Source organism: Nocardiopsis sp. KDC1DS13DA1 (assembly GCF_055632325.1).
On the sequence record NZ_JBVMUY010000036.1, the window covers coordinates 99,707 to 117,233 of the forward strand.

Below are 17,527 nucleotides of genomic sequence, written 5' to 3' on the forward strand. Positions count from 1 at the left end.
TTAACATGCCGGTCATTCGGCATGCACCCCCGTCCACGCACCACCCGTCCCTTCCCCCGCATCCCTTCCCCCGCACAGGAGCCCGCCATGGCCGCACCGGCCCCCGCCACCACGCAGCTCGACCTCCGCAACCTCACCGGTGCCGACGTCCTGGCCGACCTCACCCCCTGGGTCTCGGCCTACGAGGAGGTCTACGCCCACGCCCTGCACCTGCCCGACCACAACGACCCGCCGTTCGGCGAACGGCTGGCCTTCAGCGCGACCCGCCCCGGCTTCCGGATGACCGTCGGGCACACGGGCGGCGAGCTGGCCGGATTCATCTACGGGTACACCCTGCCGAGCACCACCGGCTGGTGGGACGGGTTCACCCCCGCCCCGGGCGTGGACGCCGCGGACATGACCGACGAGCGCCCCGGACGCACCCTGGCCGTGTGCGAGGCGCTCATCCGCGCGCCCTTCAGGCGCGGCGGACTCGTCGAGCGGGGCCTGCCGACGTTCCTCTCCGGCCGCCCCGAGGAGCGCGCCGCGTCCCTGGTGGCCGAGGGCAACCGGCACGCCCTCACCCTGAGCCTGCGCCACGGGTGGCGGCACGTCGGCGACCTGGCCCCGCACGAGGGCTGGAGACGCCACCACAGCCTGATCATGCCGCTGCGCGGCTGACCGGTCCGCCCCCGGCCCCGACCGCGACCTGCCCGCGGACGCCGACCGGCGTCCGTTCGCGGCGGGCACCCCTGCCCATGCCCGCCATCCGCGCGTTACCGACCCGTCACGGAAAACGGAGTTCTGACGCCTCATGCACACCACGCCCAGGACCGGGCCCCCGACGACCGTCACCGACGCCGCCGACCGCCCCCTCCCCGACCTCGCCCCGTCCGCTCTCGCGGGATCCCTCGGTCACCCCGGCGCCGTCAGCGGACCGGCCACCGTCGCCTCCCTCGTCGAGTCCGCCGCCCGGGCCCTGGTCGAGTCCTCGACCCGTCGCGGCGGCCCCCTGCCCGCCATGACCCCCCAGCAGGTGGCCGCGATGGTCGCCGACGCGCTGGACACCGTGCAGGCCGACGGCCCCGACCGCTCCGCCGAGGTCCTGCACCGCCTCACCACCGCCCTCGCCGCGGGCGCCGCCGACCCGGCCCACCCGCACTGCGCGGCCCACCTGCACTGCCCCCCGCTGGCGGTCGCCGTGGCGGCCGACACCGTCGCCTCGATCCTCAACCAGTCCCTTGACTCCTGGGACCAGGCCCCGGCCGCCACCGCCATGGAGACCCGGATCATCGCGGAACTGGCCGACCTCGCCGGGTACGACGGACAGCGGGCCGGGGGCGTGGTCACCTCCGGCGGCACCGAGTCCAACCTGACCGCGCTGCTGCTGGCCCGCGACCACGCGCTGGCCGCCCACTCCGGTCTGGACCCCACCCGGGCGGGCGTCGCCGCGGCCGCGGGCGGGGCCCGCCTCCGCATCCTGTGCGGAGAGGTCGCGCACTTCTCCGTCCAGCGCGCCGCGGCCCTGCTCGGCCTGGGCGAGGAGGCGGTCGTCACCGTCGCGGTGGACTCCGAGCACCGGATGCGCCCCGAGGCCCTGCGCAGGGCCCTGCGCCGCGTGCGCGAGGACGGCGACGTCCCCGTCGCCGTCGTGGCCACGGCGGGCACGACCGACCTGGGCGGCATCGACCCGCTGGCCGCCGTCGCGCACATCGCCGCCGAGGACGGCGTGTGGCTGCACGTGGACGCCGCCTACGGTGGCGGTCTGCTCTTCTCCAGCCGGCTGCGCGGCCTCCTGGACGGCCTCGGCCGGGCCGACTCGGTCAGCCTGGACCTGCACAAGCTCGGCTGGCAGCCGGTGGCGGCGGGCGTCCTGCTCACGCGTGAGCGCGCCTCGTTCGCTCCGCTGTCGCGGTCGGTGTCCTACCTCAACCCGACCGACGACGAGGAGGCGGGCTACCCCAGCCTGCTCGGCTACTCGCTGCGCACCACCCGGCGCGCGGACGTGTTCAAGATCGCCGTCACCCTGCGCGCCCTCGGGCGGGAGGGCCTGGGCCGCATGGTGGAGGCCTGCCGCGCCCTGGCGCTGGACGCCAGCACCCGGGTGGTCGCCGCCCGGAAACTGACCCTGGCCGCGGCCCCCTCCCTGACCACCGTCGTCTTCCGCTACGACGCGGGCCCCGACAGCGACCGGGTCAACGCGCGCCTGCGCCGCCGCCTCCTGGAGAGAGGACGGGCCGTGGTGGGCCGCACCCACATCGACGGCCGGGTCTGGCTCAAGCTCACCCTTCTCAACCCCGACACCACCCCCGACGACGTCGCCGCCCTGCTCGACCTCGTCGTCGCCGCCGGCGACGCCGAGACCGCGGCCGCCCAGAACCTGGAGGAGGCCCGATGACCGACGCCCCCAAGCCCGGCACCGACACCCGTACCGCCGCCGCGGGAGAGGTACACGACCTCGTGGGCGTGGGCCTGGGCCCGTTCAACCTGGCCCTGGCCGCCCTCGCCGACGCCGTCCCCGGTCTGAGCGCCCGGTTCCTGGAGGCCCGCCCCGGCTTCTCCTGGCACCCCGGCCTGCTCTTGGAGGGCGCCCGCCTCCAGGTGCCCTTCCTGGCCGACCTGGTCACCCTGGTCGACCCCACCAGCCGCTGGTCCTTCCTGTCCTACCTGCGCGAGCACGACCGGCTCTTCCCGTTCTACTTCTCCGAGAACTTCCACGTGCCGCGCCGCGAGTACGACGACTACTGCCGCTGGGTGGCCACCGGCCTCGACTCCTGCCGCTTCGACGCCCGGGTCCGCGCGGTGCACCACGACGACGGCGTGTTCACCGTCGAGCACGAGGACGCCTCCGGCTCCGTCCACACCGTGCGCGGGCGCGCCCTGGTCCTGGGCATCGGCACCGAGCCGGTCCTGCCCGAGGCTCTGCGCGGCCTGGCGGGCGACCGCGTGTTCCACGCCGCCGAGTACCTGGACCGGGCTCCGGGCCTGGCCGGGGCGCGCGACCTGACGGTGGTCGGTTCCGGGCAGTCGGGCGCCGAGGTCTTCCTCGACCTGCTGCGCTCCCCCGCGCACGCCGACACCCGGGTCAACTGGCTCACCCGCTCCCCCGCCTTCGCGCCGATGGAGTACTCCAAGCTCGGTCTGGAGCACTTCACCCCCGACTACACGCGCTACTTCCACGCGCTGCCCCAGCCCACCCGGGACCGGCTGGTGCCCTCCCAGTGGCAGCTGTACAAGGGCATCAGCGCCGACACCATCTCCGAGATCCACGACGCGCTCTACGAACGCGGCGTCGGCGGCGCGCCGGTCGACGTGAGCCTGCGCGCCCACTGCGAACTCCTCAAGGCGCGTGAGGAGGACGGCCGGATCGCGCTCACCTTCCGCCACCGGGAACAGGACCGGGTGTTCACCACCCGCACCGACGGCGTGGTGGCCGCCTCCGGGTACGCCCAGCGGCGGCCGGACTTCCTGGAACCGCTCCTGAAGCTGATCGAGACCGACGACCGCGGCCGCTTCGCCGTCGACGCCGACCACCGCCTGCGCACCGACCCGGCGCTGACCGCGCCGATCCACGTGCAAAACGCCGAGCTGCACACCCACGGTGTGGGCACCCCCGACCTGGGGCTGGGCGCGTGGCGGGCCGCCACCATCCTCAACAGCCTGGCCGGCCGCACCGTCCACCGGCTGCCCGAGCGGACCGCCTACACCTCCTTCGGGGCCCCCGACAGCCCGGGGGACGGCGAGTGACGGCCCCCGCCTTCCGCCGTCTGTACCTGCTGGTGATCGTCCTGCACCTGGTGTCGGACGTGGCCCTGAGCCCCTTCTACCCCCAGCTCTTCGAGCGGTTGTTCGGTGTCACCGACATGTCGGCTACCGGCACCTACATCTGGGTGTGCCGGGCCAGCGCCCTGGTCGCGATGCCGCTGTGGGGTGTGGTGGCGCGCCGCTTCTCCATGGCCGCGATCGTGCTGTGGGGGCTGGCGGTCTCGGCCGCGCTGGAGCTGATGATCGCCGCCGCGCCGAGCTACGCGGCCTTCACCGCGCTCTCCGCGGTACAGGTGGCGGTCACCATGTCCTTCGCCCTGGCCTACCCGGCCTTCGTGGGCAGCGGGACCGACCGGATGCGCGACGTCATGGCGCACACCTACATCATCAACATCGGGACGGTGACCGCCACGGTCCTGGGCGCGGGGATCATGGCGCTGCCCAACCCGCGCTGGGGGATCGCGGCGTGCGCGCTGCTGTACGTGGTGCTGTTCGCCGTGTGCCGCCGCCACCTGCCGCGGGGACCGGGCGGACCCGCCGTCCGGGACGAGCCCGCCGTCCGGCCGGAGGTCCCCTCCGCCGACCGCACGGCCGCGCCGACCAGCCCGGTCGACGGAACGGCCCACGCGCGCCCCGCCCGGTTCCGGACGCGCCCGGCACTGCTCCTGCCCCTGGTGGCGGTGTGCGCCGCCGTCCTGGCCGCCGAGTCGGCGCGCCTGGTGGTCCGGCCGTTCTTCACCCTCTACGCCGAGGACGGCGGGATCGACCCCGCCGTGGCCGCCGCCCTGTTCCTGCTGCCGCAGCTGACCGTGATCGCGGTCCTGCCGCTGGCCGCACGGGTCCACGCCGTGCTGGGCCGGGCCCTGCTGCCGATCGCGTGCGCGGTCGCGGCGCTGGGTCTGCTCACGCAGTTCCTGGCCCCCGGACTCGCGCTGCTGGTCCTGGGCCGGGTGGTCTTCGGCGCCGGGCTCGGCCTGGGCCACGTCGCCCTGGACCTGCGGGTGTTCGCGGTCACGCGGGCGCGCGGACCGGCCTTCGCCGCCGTGGAGACCGTGCGCGTGGGCGCCACCCTGATCAGCCCGCTGCTGGCCACGGGGCTGGCCACCGCCGGGCTCGGACTGCCGCTGGCCGTGGGAGCCGGGCTGTTCGCGGTGCTGTCCCTGCTGCTCGTCGCCCTCCCCGGGGGCCCCGCCGAGGAGCCTGCGCGCACCGACCCTGGCGGCGGACCGGAGGCCGTCCCCGCACCCCCGACCACCCGTGAGACCGACCCCGCACCCGACCCCGCGCGCGACCCGCGACCGCGCGACCGTGAGGAAGAGGACCACCATGTCCACTGACACCACCCCGCTGCCCGCCGCGACCGGGGCCGACGACCACCCCGACGCGCGCGTCTGGCGCGAGGCGGGCCGCCGCCTGCTCGCCCACGTCATCTCCGAGACGGCCTACGAGGAGATGGTGGTGCCCGTCCCGGCCGGGGAGGGCGGTGACCGCGGCCCCGCGTGGTCGCTGGCGGTCGACGGCGGCGTCGAGTACCGGTTCACCGCGCGCCGTGGCGGCTTCGGCTCCTGGCACGTGGACCCCGGCTCCCTGACCCGCACCGACCCGGAGGGGACCGCGCCCGCCTGGGACCCGACCGTGTTCGTCACCGACGCCCAGGAGACCGTGGGCCTGCCCGGCGACTCCCTGGCCGACGTCGTGCGCGACCTGCTGGCCACCCACACCGCCGACGCCCGGCTGCTGGCCGCCACCCCGGGCGCCGCCGCCCTGGCCGACCTGGCCTACGAGGACCTGGAGGGGTACCAGACCGGTCACCCGTGCATGTTCCTCAACAAGGGCAGGCTGGGCTTCTCGGCCGCCGACGCCGACCGGTACACGCCCGAGGCGCGCGGCGCGTTCCACCTGGTGTGGATCGCCGTCCACCCGGACCTGGGCCGCTTCCAGTCCATGGCCGACACCGACCGGCACCGCCTGGTCGAGGAGGAGCTCGACGCCGACCAGCGCGCCGACTTCGCCGAGGCCGTGCGGGCGCGCGGCGGCGACCCGGACGCCTACCTGTGGCTGCCGGTACACCCCTTCCAGTGGGACGAGATCGTGGCGCCCTTGTTCGCCGCCGAACTCGCCCAGGGCCGGGTGGTCGAGCTCGGCCGCAGCCGCGACCGCTACCGCCCCTTCCAGTCCATCCGCACCCTGATGAACCTGGACCGCCCGCACCGGCGCAACGTCAAGGTGCCGCTGATGATCCGCAACACCCTGGTGTGGCGGGGGCTGTCGGGAACGCAGACCGCCTGCGCGCCGCACACCAGCACCTGGCTCCGGTCGCTGGTCGCGCGGGACGACTTCCTGCGTGAGGAGTGCCGCGTGGTCATGCTGGGCGAGGTCGCCTCCGCGACCGTCCCGCACCCGGTCTTCGACCGCCTCCCCCAGGCGCCCTACCGGTTCAACGAACTGCTGGGCGCGATCTGGCGCGAGCCGGTGCACAACAGCCTGGCGGAGGGCGAACGCGCCCGCACCATGGCGTGCCTGCTGCTGGAGGGCACCGACGGGCGCGCGGTGGTCACCGAACTGGTGGAGCGCTCCGGGCTGGCGGCCGAGGAGTGGCTGCGGTGCTTCCTCGGCGCGCTGTTCCCGCCCGTGCTGCACTACCTGTACCGGTACGGCGCGTCGTTCACCCCGCACGGCGAGAACATCGTGCTCGTCTTCGACGAGGCCGACACACCGGTGCGCGTGGCCATGAAGGACTTCGGCTCCGACGTCGAACTGCTCCCCTTCGACCTGCCCGAGTACGCCGAGATCCCCGACCACGTGCGCGCCATGCTGCACCGCTGGCAGCCCGGCGAGCTGGCCCACTCGGTGCTGTCGGCGATCTGCGCCGGGCACCTGCGCTACCTCGCCGACATCGTCCAACGCCAGCTCGGCGTCGCCGAGGAGCGGCTGTGGGCGCTGGCGCGCGAGCAGATCACGGCCTACCACGAGCGCTTCCCCGAGCTGGCCGAGCGCTTCGCCTGGTTCGACCTGCTGGCCCCCGAGGTGGGCCGGGTCGCGCTCAACCGCGAGCAGCTCATGGGCGGCGGCTTCCACGACCGAGCCGAACGCGACGCCGAGTTCGACGTCATGCACGGCATGGTCGCCAACCCGCTCGCCCAGCCCTAGGCCGTGTTTTCTGGGTCCTTCGCTTCGCTTCGGACCATGTTCGGGCACCCCCTCGGGTGACCGTTCCGAAAAACAGGCCCTAGACCATCCTCCCCGTAAGCGAGAGCACCATGAACAGTCACGTCACCCCGCCCGATCCGCTGCCCGTGCCCACCGAACTGACCCCCGAGCGGTGGGACCGCGCCTGCGAGCACCTGACCGCCAAGATGGTCGCGGAGCTGTGCTTCGAGTACGCCCTGCGGCCCGCCCCGGAGGGCCCCGAGGCCGAGGGGCGCTGGCGGGCCGGGACCGGCGCGGGCACGGCCTACACCTTCACCGGCCGCCGGACCGGCATGGACGCCTGGCGGGTCGAGCCCGGCAGCGTCGAGCGCCACGCCCCCGGCAGCGCCGCCACCCCGGCCACACCCTTCGGTCTGCTGCGCGACCTGGGGGCGGCCGGAGTGGTCGACCCGGCGGTGGAGGCGTTCACGGTCGGCGAGCTCATGTCCACGCTCTCCTCCGACACCCGCCTGGCCGAGGACGGGGCGAGCGCCGCCCACCTGGCCGACCTGGACCACGCCCACCTGGAGGGGCACCAGAGCGGGCACCCGTGGATCTTCGCCAACAAGGGCCGGGTGGGCTTCTCCGCGGGCGACCGGGCGCTCTACCCGCCGGAGGAGCGCCGGGCCCAGCGCCTGCCGTGGATCGCCGTCCACCGGTCGCTGGCCGAGCACCACGGCGTGCCCGGCCTGTCCCAGGCCGAACTGCGCGCCCGGGAACTGGACCCCGCGTCGCTGGAGCGGTTCACCGCGCGTCTGGAGGACCAGGCGGGTGAGCGCGCCGACGAGTACGTGTGGATGCCGGTGCACCCCTGGCAGTGGGACGAGGTCGTCGTGCCGCTGTTCGCCGCCGAACTCGCCGGCGGGCTGATCGTCTCCCTGGGCACCGCCGACGACGACTACCTGCCCCAGCAGTCGATCCGCACCTTCACCAACCTCACCCGCCCCGACCGGCTCAACGTGAAGCTGTCGCTGGCCATCCTCAACACGATGGTCTACCGCGGCATCCCCACCGAGCTGTGCCGGGCCGCGCCCGCCAGCACCGCGTGGGTGCACCGGCTCCGCGACAAGGACGCCTTCCTGTCCGAGCGGTGCGAGGTGATCCTGCCCGGCGAGGTGGCCGCCGTCGCGGTCCGCCACCCCGTGCTGGAGGACATCCCCGACGCGCCCTACCGGCACCGCCAGCTCCTGGGGGCGCTGTGGCGCGAGCCGGTCACCGAGCAGCTTCGGGAGGACGAGAGCGCCCGCACCCTGGCCGCACTGCTGCACGTGGACGTCCGGGGGCGCGCGCTGACCGCCGAACTGGTCGAGCGCTCGGGGCTGTCGGCCGAGGCGTGGCTGACCGAGCTGTTCGGCGCGGTCCTGCCGCCCGTGCTGCACCTGCTCTACCGCTACGGGCTGGCGTTCAACCCGCACGGGGAGAACGCGATCGTGGTCTACGACGACCGCGACCGCCCGGTGCGGCTGGCGGTCAAGGACTTCGTGGACGACATGAAGCTGCTCGACACCGACCTGCCGGAGTACGCGGACCTGCCCGAGGAGGCGCTGGGCGTGCTCATGCGCTTCGACGCCCGGGAGCTGACGTCCTCGATCGCCAAGTCGCTGTTCATCGGGCACTTCCGGTACCTGGCGCCGCTGGTCGAGGAGCAGTTGGGCGTGGCCGAGGACCGGTTCTGGGAGCTGGTGCGCGCCGAGATCCTGCGCTACCAGGAGGAGTTCCCCGAGCTGGCCGAGCGCTACACCACCTTCGACCTGCTCCAGCCCGAGTTCGAGCGCGTGTGTCTGAACCGGGAGCGCCTGCTGGGCGGCGGTTACCACGAGCGGGCCGAGCGCGACGCCGAGTTCCACCTCGACGCGCCGCCGATCCCCAACCCGCTGCACCGCGACCCGTCGCCGGAGGAGAACCAGTGACGACCGGATTCGGCGCCGACCTGCCGCCGCTGACCGAGACGCTGCCGCCGTCTCCCCCGCCGCCGCCGTTCCCGGTTCCGCTGGAGCGGTTGCGCGCGGACGTGGCCTCGGGGGCGATCGCCGACGTCCTGGTCGCCCTGCCCGACCTCCAGGGCCGGGTGCAGGGCAGCCGGGTCAACCCGCGCGACTTCACCGACCGGATCGTCCGGGACGGGTTCGGCGCGTGCCTGTACCTGCTGGCCACCGACGTGGAGATGGAGGCCCGGCCGGGGTACGCGACGGACCCGTGGGGCGGCGGTCTGGGCGACTTCGACATCGTGCCCGACCTGTCCACCCTGCGGTACCTGCCGTGGGACCCGGGGACGGCGCTCGTCCTGGGCGACGCCCGCGACGCCGACGGCGCGCCCGTGGCCGTCGCGCCGCGCCAGGTGCTCCGAACCCAGCTGGACCGGCTCGCCGAGCGCGGGTGGCGGGCCCTGGCCGGAACCGAGCTGGAGTTCCTGGTGTTCCGGGACGACTACCAGAGCGCGTTCGAGGCCCACTACCGGGGCCTGACCCCGGCCACGCGGTTCAACTCCGACTACGCCGTTCCCGAGGTCGCCGGGATCGACCCGCTCATGCGCCGGATCCGCACGGCGATGGAGCGCACGGGCATGACCGTGGAGTCGGCGCGCGGTGAGTGCCACCCGGGGCAGTACGAGATCGTGTTCCGCTACGACGACGCGCTGCGCACCTGCGACAACCACGTCGTGTACAAGGCGGGGGCCCGGCAGCTGGCCGCGCAGGCCGGGGTGGCGCTGACCTTCATGGCCAAGTACGACGGCGGGGAGGGCAACTCCTGCCACGTGCACCTGTCGCTGCGCGACGGGGACGGCGCTCCGGTCTTCGCCGACGACGGGACCGGCCGGTACGGCATGTCGAGGTACATGGAGCACTTCGTGGCCGGGCAACTGGCGTGCATGCGCGACTTCGCGCTGATGTACGCGCCGAACATGAACTCGTTCAAGCGGCTGGCGCCGGAGGCGTTCGCGCCGAGCAGCATCGCGTGGGGCCTGGACAACCGGACGTGCCCGGTCCGCGTGGTGGGCTCGGGGGAGTCGGCGCGGATCGAGTTCCGGGTGCCCGGCGGGGACGCCAACCCCTACCTCGCGGTGGCGGCGATCGTCGCGGCGGGGCTGTACGGGATCGAGCAGGCGCTGCCGCTGCCGGAGCCCACGGCGGGCAACGCGTTCGCCCAGGACGGGCCCCGGCTGCCCACCTCCCTGGAGGAGGCCGTGCTGGCGTGGGAGGGCAGCGACATCGCCCGCGCGTGCTTCGGCCCGGACGTGGTGCGCCACCAGTCCGCCGCGGCCCGCGCCGAGCTGGCGGCGTTCTCGGCGTCGGTCACCGACTTCGAGCGCCGCCGCCACTTCGAACGCGGCTGACCCCGGTGGTGCCCCCGCCGCCCGAGGCGGGGGCACCGCGCGGCACGCCGCGGCCCCCGCGGCGCGGACCCTCCGTTGGCGGGCCGCGTCCCGGGCGTTCAGTTCCCCGGACCCAGGATTCGGGCCGTGAGGTCGGCGAGCTGTGCCCGCATGCGCTCCCGGGGCGTGTCCCGCTGCCCGACGAGGTGTTCCACCAGGTCCGCGCGGGTGGCGGCGAGCAGCGCGTGAGCGGTGAAGTCCCCGTCGCCGAACCCGGGGATCCGCTCCAACAGGTCCCTGAGGGTCCCGTGCCACCGCTCGTAGTGCTCCGCCTGGTAGGGGCTGTCGCCGCCGGTCCCCTCCAGGGCCAGGGCGAGGTGGCGGTGGTCGATCTTGAAGCACAGGACGGCGTCGAGCAGGGCGGGGACGCGCTGTCGCGGCGGGGTCCCCGGTCCCAGGGGCGGCGGGCCCTCCTCGACGGCGGTCCTGACCGGTTCGAGCCGCGCCTCGTACAGCGCGTGGATGAGGCCGGTGCGGTCACCGAAGGCGCGGAAGAGCGTCGCCTTGCCGACCCCGGCCGCCGCCGCGACGTCGGCCATGGTGACGGCCCCCGGACTCGCACACCGGGCGAAGAGCTCGTCGGCCGCCGCGAGGACGGCCGCACGGTTGCGGACGGCGTCCCTGCGCGGCTTGCGGTCGGTCATGCGGTTCCTCCGTTTGCATAAGCGGACCCGTGGTCCGTATTGTGTCGAACGAAAACGGACCCGTGGTCCGCATTCTATGGGACGGAGCACCCATGCCCACGATCACCGAACCGGCGGACCTGTTCCGCCACGGCCTGCGCCTGCTGCTGGACAAGGACATCGCCGCCTGGGTCGACCTCTGGGACGACGACGGGGTCCTCGAATTCCCGTTCGCGCCCGAGGGCTGGCCCCGGCGACTGGACGGCAGGGCCGCCGTCGCCGACTACATGCGCGGCTACCCCGACCACATCGACCTGCACGACTTCCCCCGCGTGGAGATCCACCGGACCGCCGACCCGCGGACCATCGTGGTCGAGATGCGCGGGGTGGGCCGCCTGGTGAGCGGCGACACCCCCTTCGACATGGCCTACGTCGCGGTGGTGAGGGTCGAGGGCGGCCGCATCACCCGCTACCGCGACTACTGGAATCCGCTCGCGGTCCTGCGGTCCCCGGAGATCGACTTCACGGGCGGGAGGAACCGGTGAGCTCCCCCGGAACGATCCTGGTCATCGGTGCCACCGGCACCACCGGCAGCCGCGTCGTCTCCCGCCTCGCCGCCGGGGGGCACCGCGTCAGGGCGGCCAGCCGCCGCCCGTCGGGCGGGGCCGTGCGCTTCGACTGGGACGACCCCTCGACCTTCGACGCGGCCCTGGACGGCGTGGACCGGGTCTATCTCGTCCCACCGGTCGGCGCCCCGGACCCCGCCGCCGTCATGCTGCCCTTCCTCAGACGGGGGCGGGCCACCGCGCTGCGCCGCGCGGTCCTGCTCAGTTCGTCGGCGATCCCGCCCGGCGGACCGGCCGCGGGGCGGGTGCACCAGGCCCTGCCCGGCCTGTTCGACGAGTGGGCGGTGCTGCGGCCCTCGTGGTTCATGCAGAACTTCACCGGCGACCACCCGCACGGGCGCGGCGTCCGCTCCGACGGCGTCCTGCTCACCGCCACGGGCGGCGGCCGCGTCGGGTTCGTGGACGCCGACGACATCGCCGCGGTCGCCGTGCACGCCCTGACCGACGTCGGGGCCCCCAACACCGACCTGGTCATCACCGGGCCGGAGGCGCTCGGGTACGACGACGTCGCCGCCGTCCTCACCCGCGTCACGGGGCGGACCGTCGTCCACCGGCGGCTCACCCGCGAGGCGATGCGCGACCGGTTGGCCGCCGGCCTGCCCCGGGAGTACGCCGCGATGCTCGCGGACATGGACCACGCGATCGCCCGGGGGGCCGAGGACCGCACCACCGACACCGTCCGCCGGGTCACCGGCCGCTCCCCGAGGACCTTCCGCGCGTTCGCCGAGCGGGAGTTCGGCCGGTGAGGGGGCGGGCCGCCCCGCAGGCGGGCACGACCCCGCGACGAGGCGGTCCGCCCCGCGGGTCAGTCCCGCGCCCAGACGCCCAGTTCGTTGCCGCTGGGGTCGGTGAAGTGGAACCGCCGCCCGCCGGGGAAGGCGTAGGGGCCGTTCACCACGTTGCCGCCCGCCTTCCGGACGGCCTCGGCCGACGCGTCCAGGTCGGTGGAGTAGAGCAGGACGAACGGCCCGCCCGGTCCGGGGCGCTCACCCAGGGCGAGTCCGCCGACCTCGGGGGCGTCCCCGCCCGCGGGGTTGCGGATACCCGCGTACCGGGGCCCGTAGTCGTTGAAGTCCCAGCCGAAGGCCTCGGTGTAGAAGCGCTTGGCCAGGTCGAGGTCGGTGACGGTCAGTTCGACGTAGTCGATGCCGTGATGGCGATGGGTCATGGCGGCATTGTCCCGCAGGGGTACGACAGGGGGCGCGGACGCGGGCGTGTCCGGATGTGACAGAACACCGTCATTGCGGCCATCGCCCGCGGCCGCGACGATGGACGCATGCCCACTTCCCACCGCGTCGTCATCGCGCTCTTCCCGGACGTCGACCTGCTCGACGTCACCGGTCCGGCCGAGGTCTTCGCCCTGGCCAACCGGGAGACCGGGGGTCGGGCGGGCTACCAGGTCCGCCTGGCGGCACCCGGCTCCGGTCCGGTCGCCACCTCGGCCGGGGTCCGCCTCGTCGCGGACCTGTCCTTCGCCGAGGTGGGAACCGCCGTGGACACCCTGCTGGTGCCCGGCGCGGTGGACATGCTCACCGACGGCCCGGTGGCCCGGGTCGACGACACCGTCGTGGACTGGGTCAGGGCGACGGCACCGCACGCGGGGCGGATCGCGTCGGTCTGCGTCGGGGCGCACGTGCTCGCCGCCGCCGGCCTGCTGGACGGACGGCGGGCCACCACCCACTGGTCGACCGCCGCGCAACTGGCGGCCGACCACCCGCGGGTGACGGTCGACCCCGACCCGATCTTCGTCCGCTCGGGCCGCGTGTGGACCGGCGCGGGCATCAGCGCCTGCATGGACCTGGCGCTCGCCCTGCTCGCCGAGGACCACGGCGAGGACCTCGCCCTGGCCGTGGCCCGCCAGCTGGTCGTGTACCTGCGCAGGCAGGGCGGGCAGAGCCAGTTCAGCGTGCCGTTGAGCCGACCGGCCACGGCACGCAGGGACATCGACGAGCTGCGTGCGTTCGTCACCGCGCACCTGGACGCGGACCTGTCGGCCGCCGCCCTGGCCGAACGCATGTGCCTGAGCGAGCGCCACTTCGCGCGGGTCTTCCGCCAGGAGACCGGCACCAGCCCGGCCGCCTACGTGGAGGCCGCGCGTGTCGAGGCGGCCCGCCGTCTGCTGGAGACCACCGACCAACCGCTGGAGGGGGTCGCGGCGGGCGCGGGCCTGGGTTCGGTGGAGACGTTGCACCGCGCGTTCCGCAGGCAGCTCAACACCACACCGGCGGCCTACCGGCGCCGCTTCCGCACCACCTCCTGACCTGCGCGCGCCCCGACCGGGGCCGCGGCCACCCACCATCCCGAAGGGACCACCCACCCATGCCCGCATCCGTTACCCTGCGTGACGTCATCGGCCTCGACGGTACGCTGCCCCGCCTCGGCGAGAGCACCCTGGTCATGATCGACTTCCAGAACACCTACCGCACCGGTGTCATGGCCCTCGACGGAGCCGAACCCGCCCTGTCCGCCGGGGCCCGTCTGCTCTGCGCCGCCCGCGCGGCCAAAACAGCGGTCGTCCACGTCGTCAACGACGGGGGCGAGGGCACCCCCTACGACATCCGTGCCGAGACCGGGGCGATCAGCGCCGAGGTCGCGCCCGCCGACGGAGAGCCGGTCGTGGTCAAACGGTTCCCGAACGCGTTCCACGACACCGACCTGGAGAAGGTGCTGCGCGGCCTGGACGCCGGCCCCGACCTGGTGCTGGCCGGCTTCATGACCCACATGTGCGTCACCTTCACCGCCCAGGGCGCCTTCAACCTCGGCTACCGGCCCACGGTCGTCGCCGAGGCGACCGCCACCCGCTCCCTGCCCGCGCCCGGCGGGAGCACCGTGCCCGCCGCCGCGCTCCAGACGGCGGGCCTGGCCACGGTCGCCGACCTCTTCGGCACGGTGGCGCGCACCGTCGACGACCTCACCGCCTGACCGGAACGGGGAGGGGCGACCCGCGGGCCGCCCCTCCCCCTCCACCGCGCGTCTCCCGAACCCGGTATGCGAAGTAAAGTGGGTATCCTCAGGAAAGCGAATCTCCCGAAGGGGCCACCATGACCGGCAGTGCGACGAACCCGCCCGACCAGGCCTGCCCGATCGCGCCGGTGGTCGACATCGTCTTCAGCCGTTGGACCACCCCGGTCCTGTGGACCCTCAACGAGTACGGCACCCAGCGGTTCGTGGAGTTGCAGCGCCGTATCGCCACCATCACGCCCAAGGTGCTGACCCAACGGCTGCGGCAACTGGAGCGCGACGGCCTGGTCAGTCGCACCTACCACCCCGAGGTTCCACCCAGGGTGGAGTACGAGATCACCGAACTGGGGCGCAGCCTGGCACCGCTCTTCGCCACACTCGCCGACTGGTCAGCCGCCAACCTGGGGCGGGTCGAGCAGGCACGGCGGGAGTTCGACGGGCCGCCGCGCCCTGTCCCCGGTCGCTGACCGCACGGCCCACGGCCCGACGCGGAACCTCGCGGGCGGGTCGGCCCGTGGTCCCGTCCGCCTTGCGTTCCCTCGGGCTCACCGGAAAACCATCCGGTGGTCGGCGGCCCACTCCCCGAAGGCGCGGGGGGCTCGACCGGTGACCCGCTCGACGTCCCCGCTCACCTTCTGCTCGGCCGGCGTCGGCTCCCCCAGAAGGGCGAGTGTGGCGTCGGCGATCGGCTCCGGCATGAACCCGAGCATGTTCTCCCGGGCCTGTTCCCGGGTGAGTTCGACCAGACCCACCTCGGTGCCCAGCGCCGCACCGATCGCCTCGGCCTGCTGGCGCGGGGAGACCAGCGCAGGACCGGTGAGCTCGTAGGTGCGCCCGGAGTGCCCGTCCTCGCTCAGCGCCACCGACGCGACCGCGGCCACGTCGGCCGGGTCGATCATCGGCAGCCCCACCTCGGCGAACGGCGCGACCACCGTGCGCCGCCCGCGGACCGACCCGGCGTAGGCGTAGGCGTTGGTGTGGAAACCGCCCGGCCGCAGGATCGTCCACTCCAGCCCCGACCCCCGGACCGCGTCCTCCAGTTCCCGCAGTCCGGTGTAGGCGGGCGCCTCCGGCCGTGTCCCCACCGCCTGGGAGGAGAGCATGACGACACGGCCCACCCCCGCGGCCCGGACCCGACCGACGAGGCCGGCCGGGTCCACGGCTCCGCCGAGCAGGTCACCGGCCAAGAGCAGGAAGAGCGCGTCGGCACCCTCCAGTGCCGGGCGCAGGCTCTCGGCGTCGGTCAGGTCGGCCCTGCGGTACTCCACCCCCTCGGGCTCCCCGCCGTCCGGCGGATTGCGCACGACGGCCCTGACCCGCGCACCGGCTTGGCTGAGGGCCCCGACCAGCGGTCGCCCGACGTTTCCCGTCGCTCCTGTCACCACGATCATGAACAGCTCCCGTACACGCGGTCGTTTCCGATGGTCGCCACGGGCGGATCGCACCGCCGTGGACCGCGCCGGGGTCGCGTGTTCCCCTCCCCGGACCGGCCCGGTGAACGTAACACCGGGGTGCCGTTGGGAACCTAGGGGAAAGCCGCTGTCCCCCGGGGCACCCGGCCCTGCCCGCGGACGCACGCGCGCCCTCCCCGGTCGGGCGGCGGGGCCGGACCGGAAAGGGCGCGAACGGCGTCCCGGGTCGGGGTCAGAGCAGGACGAACCCCAGCACCTGGATCGCGGCGAACGCGGCCACACCCTCGACGGCCGTCGCCACGGTGAGGGTCCGGTACGCGGTCGGCACCGGGATACGGCTGATCTGGGAGACCACCCAGAAGTAGGAGTCGTTGGCGTGCGAGACCACCATCGCGCCCGCCCCGATGGCGAGCACGGACAGGACCATGCCCTCGGGGGAGTCGAGCCCGAGCGAGGCGAGCATCGGCGCGACCAGCGCGGAGGTGCTCACGATCGACACCGTCGACGAGCCCTGCGCCGTCTTGAGCGCCGCCGCGATGAGGAACGGCACGGCCAGGCCGATGCCCAGTCCGGTCAGGTGCTCGGACAGGAAGCCGGTGAGCGGGGAGGCGGCGAGGACGGCGCCGAACGAGGCGCCCGCACCGGTGATCAACAGGATCGGCGCGGCGACCCGGATCGACTCGTGCACCTGCTCGTGGAACAGGGCGAGCCTGCCCTCACCCCTCAGCAGCGTCACCGCGACCAGCAGGCCGAGGATGAGCGCGATGAGCGGGGTGCCCAGGAACGTGACGGCGGCGAAGGCGGCGCCCTCGCCGATCGGCCGGGCGGGGAGCTGGACGACCGAGGAGACGCAGATGAGCACCAGCGGCAGCAGGATGGGCAGGAACGCGTGGAAGGCGCCCGGCAGGCGGCCGTAGCTCGCGCGCAGCTCCTCGTAGGTCTGCGTGGAGATGTCCTCCTCACTCTCGGCGGGCAGCGGCGTGAACTCCCGGCGGGCGAACAGGCGGGCGTAGGCCAGACCGGCGAGCGCCGCCACGGCGGAGACCGGGACGCCGATGGCGATGATCATGCCGAGGTTGTCGGAGATCCCGATGTTCTCGGCCGCGGCGAGCGGACCCGGCGTCGGCGGTACGAGCGTGTGCGTCGCGTACAGACCGGTCATCAGCGCGATCGAGGTCGCCAGCGCCGACACACCCGTGCGCAGGGTGACCGCCTTGCGCAGCGAGTTGAGGATGACGTACCCGGAGTCGCAGAACACCGGGATGGAGACGATCCAGCCGATGACGGACATCGTCAGGTTCGGGAAGCGGGTGCCGAGCACCCTGATCAGTGCCTCGGCCATGGCGATCGCGGCGCCCGAGCGCTCCAGGATCATGCCGATCATGGTGCCGAACAGGATGACCAGGCCGATGTTGCCCAGGGTGCCGCCGAACGCGGTGGTCACCGTGGGGACGATCTCCTCCAACGGCAGGCGGAAGGCGAAGGCGCCGAGCACGGCGGCGCCCATCAGCGCCAGGAAGGGGCTGAGCTTCCAGCGCGCGGTGACGAAGACGATGCCCGCCACCAGGACGAGGAGGATGAGAAGGGAGGACACGAACG

16 protein-coding genes are annotated in these 17,527 nt (G+C 74.0%); 12 read left to right on the plus strand and 4 right to left on the minus strand.

Annotated elements, in window-relative coordinates; all coding sequences use genetic code 11:
• Positions 1-87: 87 nt before the first annotated feature.
• The 7 genes from ACTVAJ_RS24580 to ACTVAJ_RS24610 all read left to right on the plus strand — a co-directional run bounded on the left by ACTVAJ_RS24580 (position 88) and on the right by ACTVAJ_RS24610 (position 10,267).
• Complete coding sequence (locus tag ACTVAJ_RS24580; RefSeq protein WP_470390619.1) at positions 88-660, plus strand: GNAT family N-acetyltransferase; 573 nt, start codon at positions 88-90, stop codon at positions 658-660.
• A gap of 133 nt (positions 661-793) precedes the next feature.
• Complete coding sequence (locus ACTVAJ_RS24585; RefSeq protein WP_470390620.1) at positions 794-2,377, plus strand: pyridoxal phosphate-dependent decarboxylase family protein; 1,584 nt, start codon at positions 794-796, stop codon at positions 2,375-2,377.
• Complete coding sequence (locus ACTVAJ_RS24590; protein ID WP_470390621.1) at positions 2,374-3,726, plus strand: lysine N(6)-hydroxylase/L-ornithine N(5)-oxygenase family protein; 1,353 nt, start codon at positions 2,374-2,376, stop codon at positions 3,724-3,726. The genes ACTVAJ_RS24585 and ACTVAJ_RS24590 overlap by 4 nt, the downstream gene beginning before the upstream one ends.
• Positions 3,723-5,081, plus strand: coding sequence for an MFS transporter (locus tag ACTVAJ_RS24595; protein ID WP_470390622.1), 1,359 nt, complete (start codon positions 3,723-3,725; stop codon positions 5,079-5,081). Before ACTVAJ_RS24590 ends, ACTVAJ_RS24595 begins: the two co-directional genes overlap by 4 nt.
• Complete coding sequence (locus ACTVAJ_RS24600; RefSeq protein ID WP_470390623.1) at positions 5,071-6,894, plus strand: IucA/IucC family protein; 1,824 nt, start codon at positions 5,071-5,073, stop codon at positions 6,892-6,894. The genes ACTVAJ_RS24595 and ACTVAJ_RS24600 overlap by 11 nt, the downstream gene beginning before the upstream one ends.
• A 110-nt stretch (positions 6,895-7,004) precedes the next feature.
• Positions 7,005-8,843: an IucA/IucC family protein gene (locus tag ACTVAJ_RS24605; RefSeq protein WP_470390624.1), complete on the plus strand. Its 1,839-nt coding sequence runs from the start codon at positions 7,005-7,007 to the stop codon at positions 8,841-8,843.
• On the plus strand, positions 8,840-10,267 hold the full coding sequence (locus ACTVAJ_RS24610) for a glutamine synthetase family protein (RefSeq protein ID WP_470390625.1): 1,428 nt from the start codon (positions 8,840-8,842) through the stop codon (positions 10,265-10,267). Before ACTVAJ_RS24605 ends, ACTVAJ_RS24610 begins: the two co-directional genes overlap by 4 nt.
• Before the next feature lie 98 nt (positions 10,268-10,365).
• Here the strand turns inward: ACTVAJ_RS24610 and ACTVAJ_RS24615 are convergent, their stop codons facing one another.
• Positions 10,366-10,950, minus strand: coding sequence for a TetR/AcrR family transcriptional regulator (locus tag ACTVAJ_RS24615; RefSeq protein ID WP_470390626.1), 585 nt, complete (start codon positions 10,948-10,950; stop codon positions 10,366-10,368).
• 92 nt (positions 10,951-11,042) lie between these two features.
• On the opposite strand from ACTVAJ_RS24615, the gene ACTVAJ_RS24620 reads away from it, so the two are divergent.
• Together ACTVAJ_RS24620 and ACTVAJ_RS24625 are read left to right on the plus strand one after the other, a co-directional pair.
• Positions 11,043-11,474, plus strand: a complete 432-nt coding sequence (locus ACTVAJ_RS24620; protein ID WP_470390627.1) for a nuclear transport factor 2 family protein — start codon at positions 11,043-11,045, stop codon at positions 11,472-11,474.
• Positions 11,471-12,301, plus strand: a complete 831-nt coding sequence (locus tag ACTVAJ_RS24625; RefSeq protein WP_470390628.1) for an NAD-dependent epimerase/dehydratase family protein — start codon at positions 11,471-11,473, stop codon at positions 12,299-12,301. The genes ACTVAJ_RS24620 and ACTVAJ_RS24625 overlap by 4 nt, the downstream gene beginning before the upstream one ends.
• 59 nt (positions 12,302-12,360) lie before the next feature.
• Here the strand turns inward: ACTVAJ_RS24625 and ACTVAJ_RS24630 are convergent, their stop codons facing one another.
• On the minus strand, positions 12,361-12,723 hold the full coding sequence (locus ACTVAJ_RS24630; RefSeq protein ID WP_470390629.1) for a VOC family protein: 363 nt from the start codon (positions 12,721-12,723) through the stop codon (positions 12,361-12,363).
• 108 nt (positions 12,724-12,831) lie between these two features.
• Here ACTVAJ_RS24630 and ACTVAJ_RS24635 point away from each other — a divergent pair, with 108 nt between their 5' ends.
• The 3 genes from ACTVAJ_RS24635 to ACTVAJ_RS24645 all read left to right on the plus strand — a co-directional run bounded on the left by ACTVAJ_RS24635 (position 12,832) and on the right by ACTVAJ_RS24645 (position 14,983).
• The gene (locus ACTVAJ_RS24635) at positions 12,832-13,815 is read left to right on the plus strand and encodes a GlxA family transcriptional regulator (RefSeq protein WP_470390630.1); all 984 of its coding nucleotides are present in this window, start codon (positions 12,832-12,834) and stop codon (positions 13,813-13,815) included.
• Positions 13,816-13,874: 59 nt separating this feature from the next.
• The gene (locus ACTVAJ_RS24640; protein WP_470390631.1) at positions 13,875-14,477 is read left to right on the plus strand and encodes an isochorismatase family protein; all 603 of its coding nucleotides are present in this window, start codon (positions 13,875-13,877) and stop codon (positions 14,475-14,477) included.
• A gap of 119 nt (positions 14,478-14,596) precedes the next feature.
• Entirely contained in the window at positions 14,597-14,983 is a 387-nt protein-coding gene (locus ACTVAJ_RS24645; protein ID WP_470390632.1) for a winged helix-turn-helix transcriptional regulator, read from the plus strand.
• 78 nt (positions 14,984-15,061) lie between these two features.
• Here ACTVAJ_RS24645 and ACTVAJ_RS24650 read toward each other — a convergent pair whose 3' ends face one another.
• Together ACTVAJ_RS24650 and ACTVAJ_RS24655 are read right to left on the minus strand one after the other, a co-directional pair.
• The gene (locus tag ACTVAJ_RS24650; protein ID WP_470390633.1) at positions 15,062-15,907 is read right to left on the minus strand and encodes an SDR family oxidoreductase; all 846 of its coding nucleotides are present in this window, start codon (positions 15,905-15,907) and stop codon (positions 15,062-15,064) included.
• Positions 15,908-16,160: 253 nt separating this feature from the next.
• Positions 16,161-17,522, minus strand: coding sequence for a GntP family permease (locus tag ACTVAJ_RS24655; RefSeq protein ID WP_470390634.1), 1,362 nt, complete (start codon positions 17,520-17,522; stop codon positions 16,161-16,163).
• Positions 17,523-17,527 lie beyond the last annotated feature (5 nt).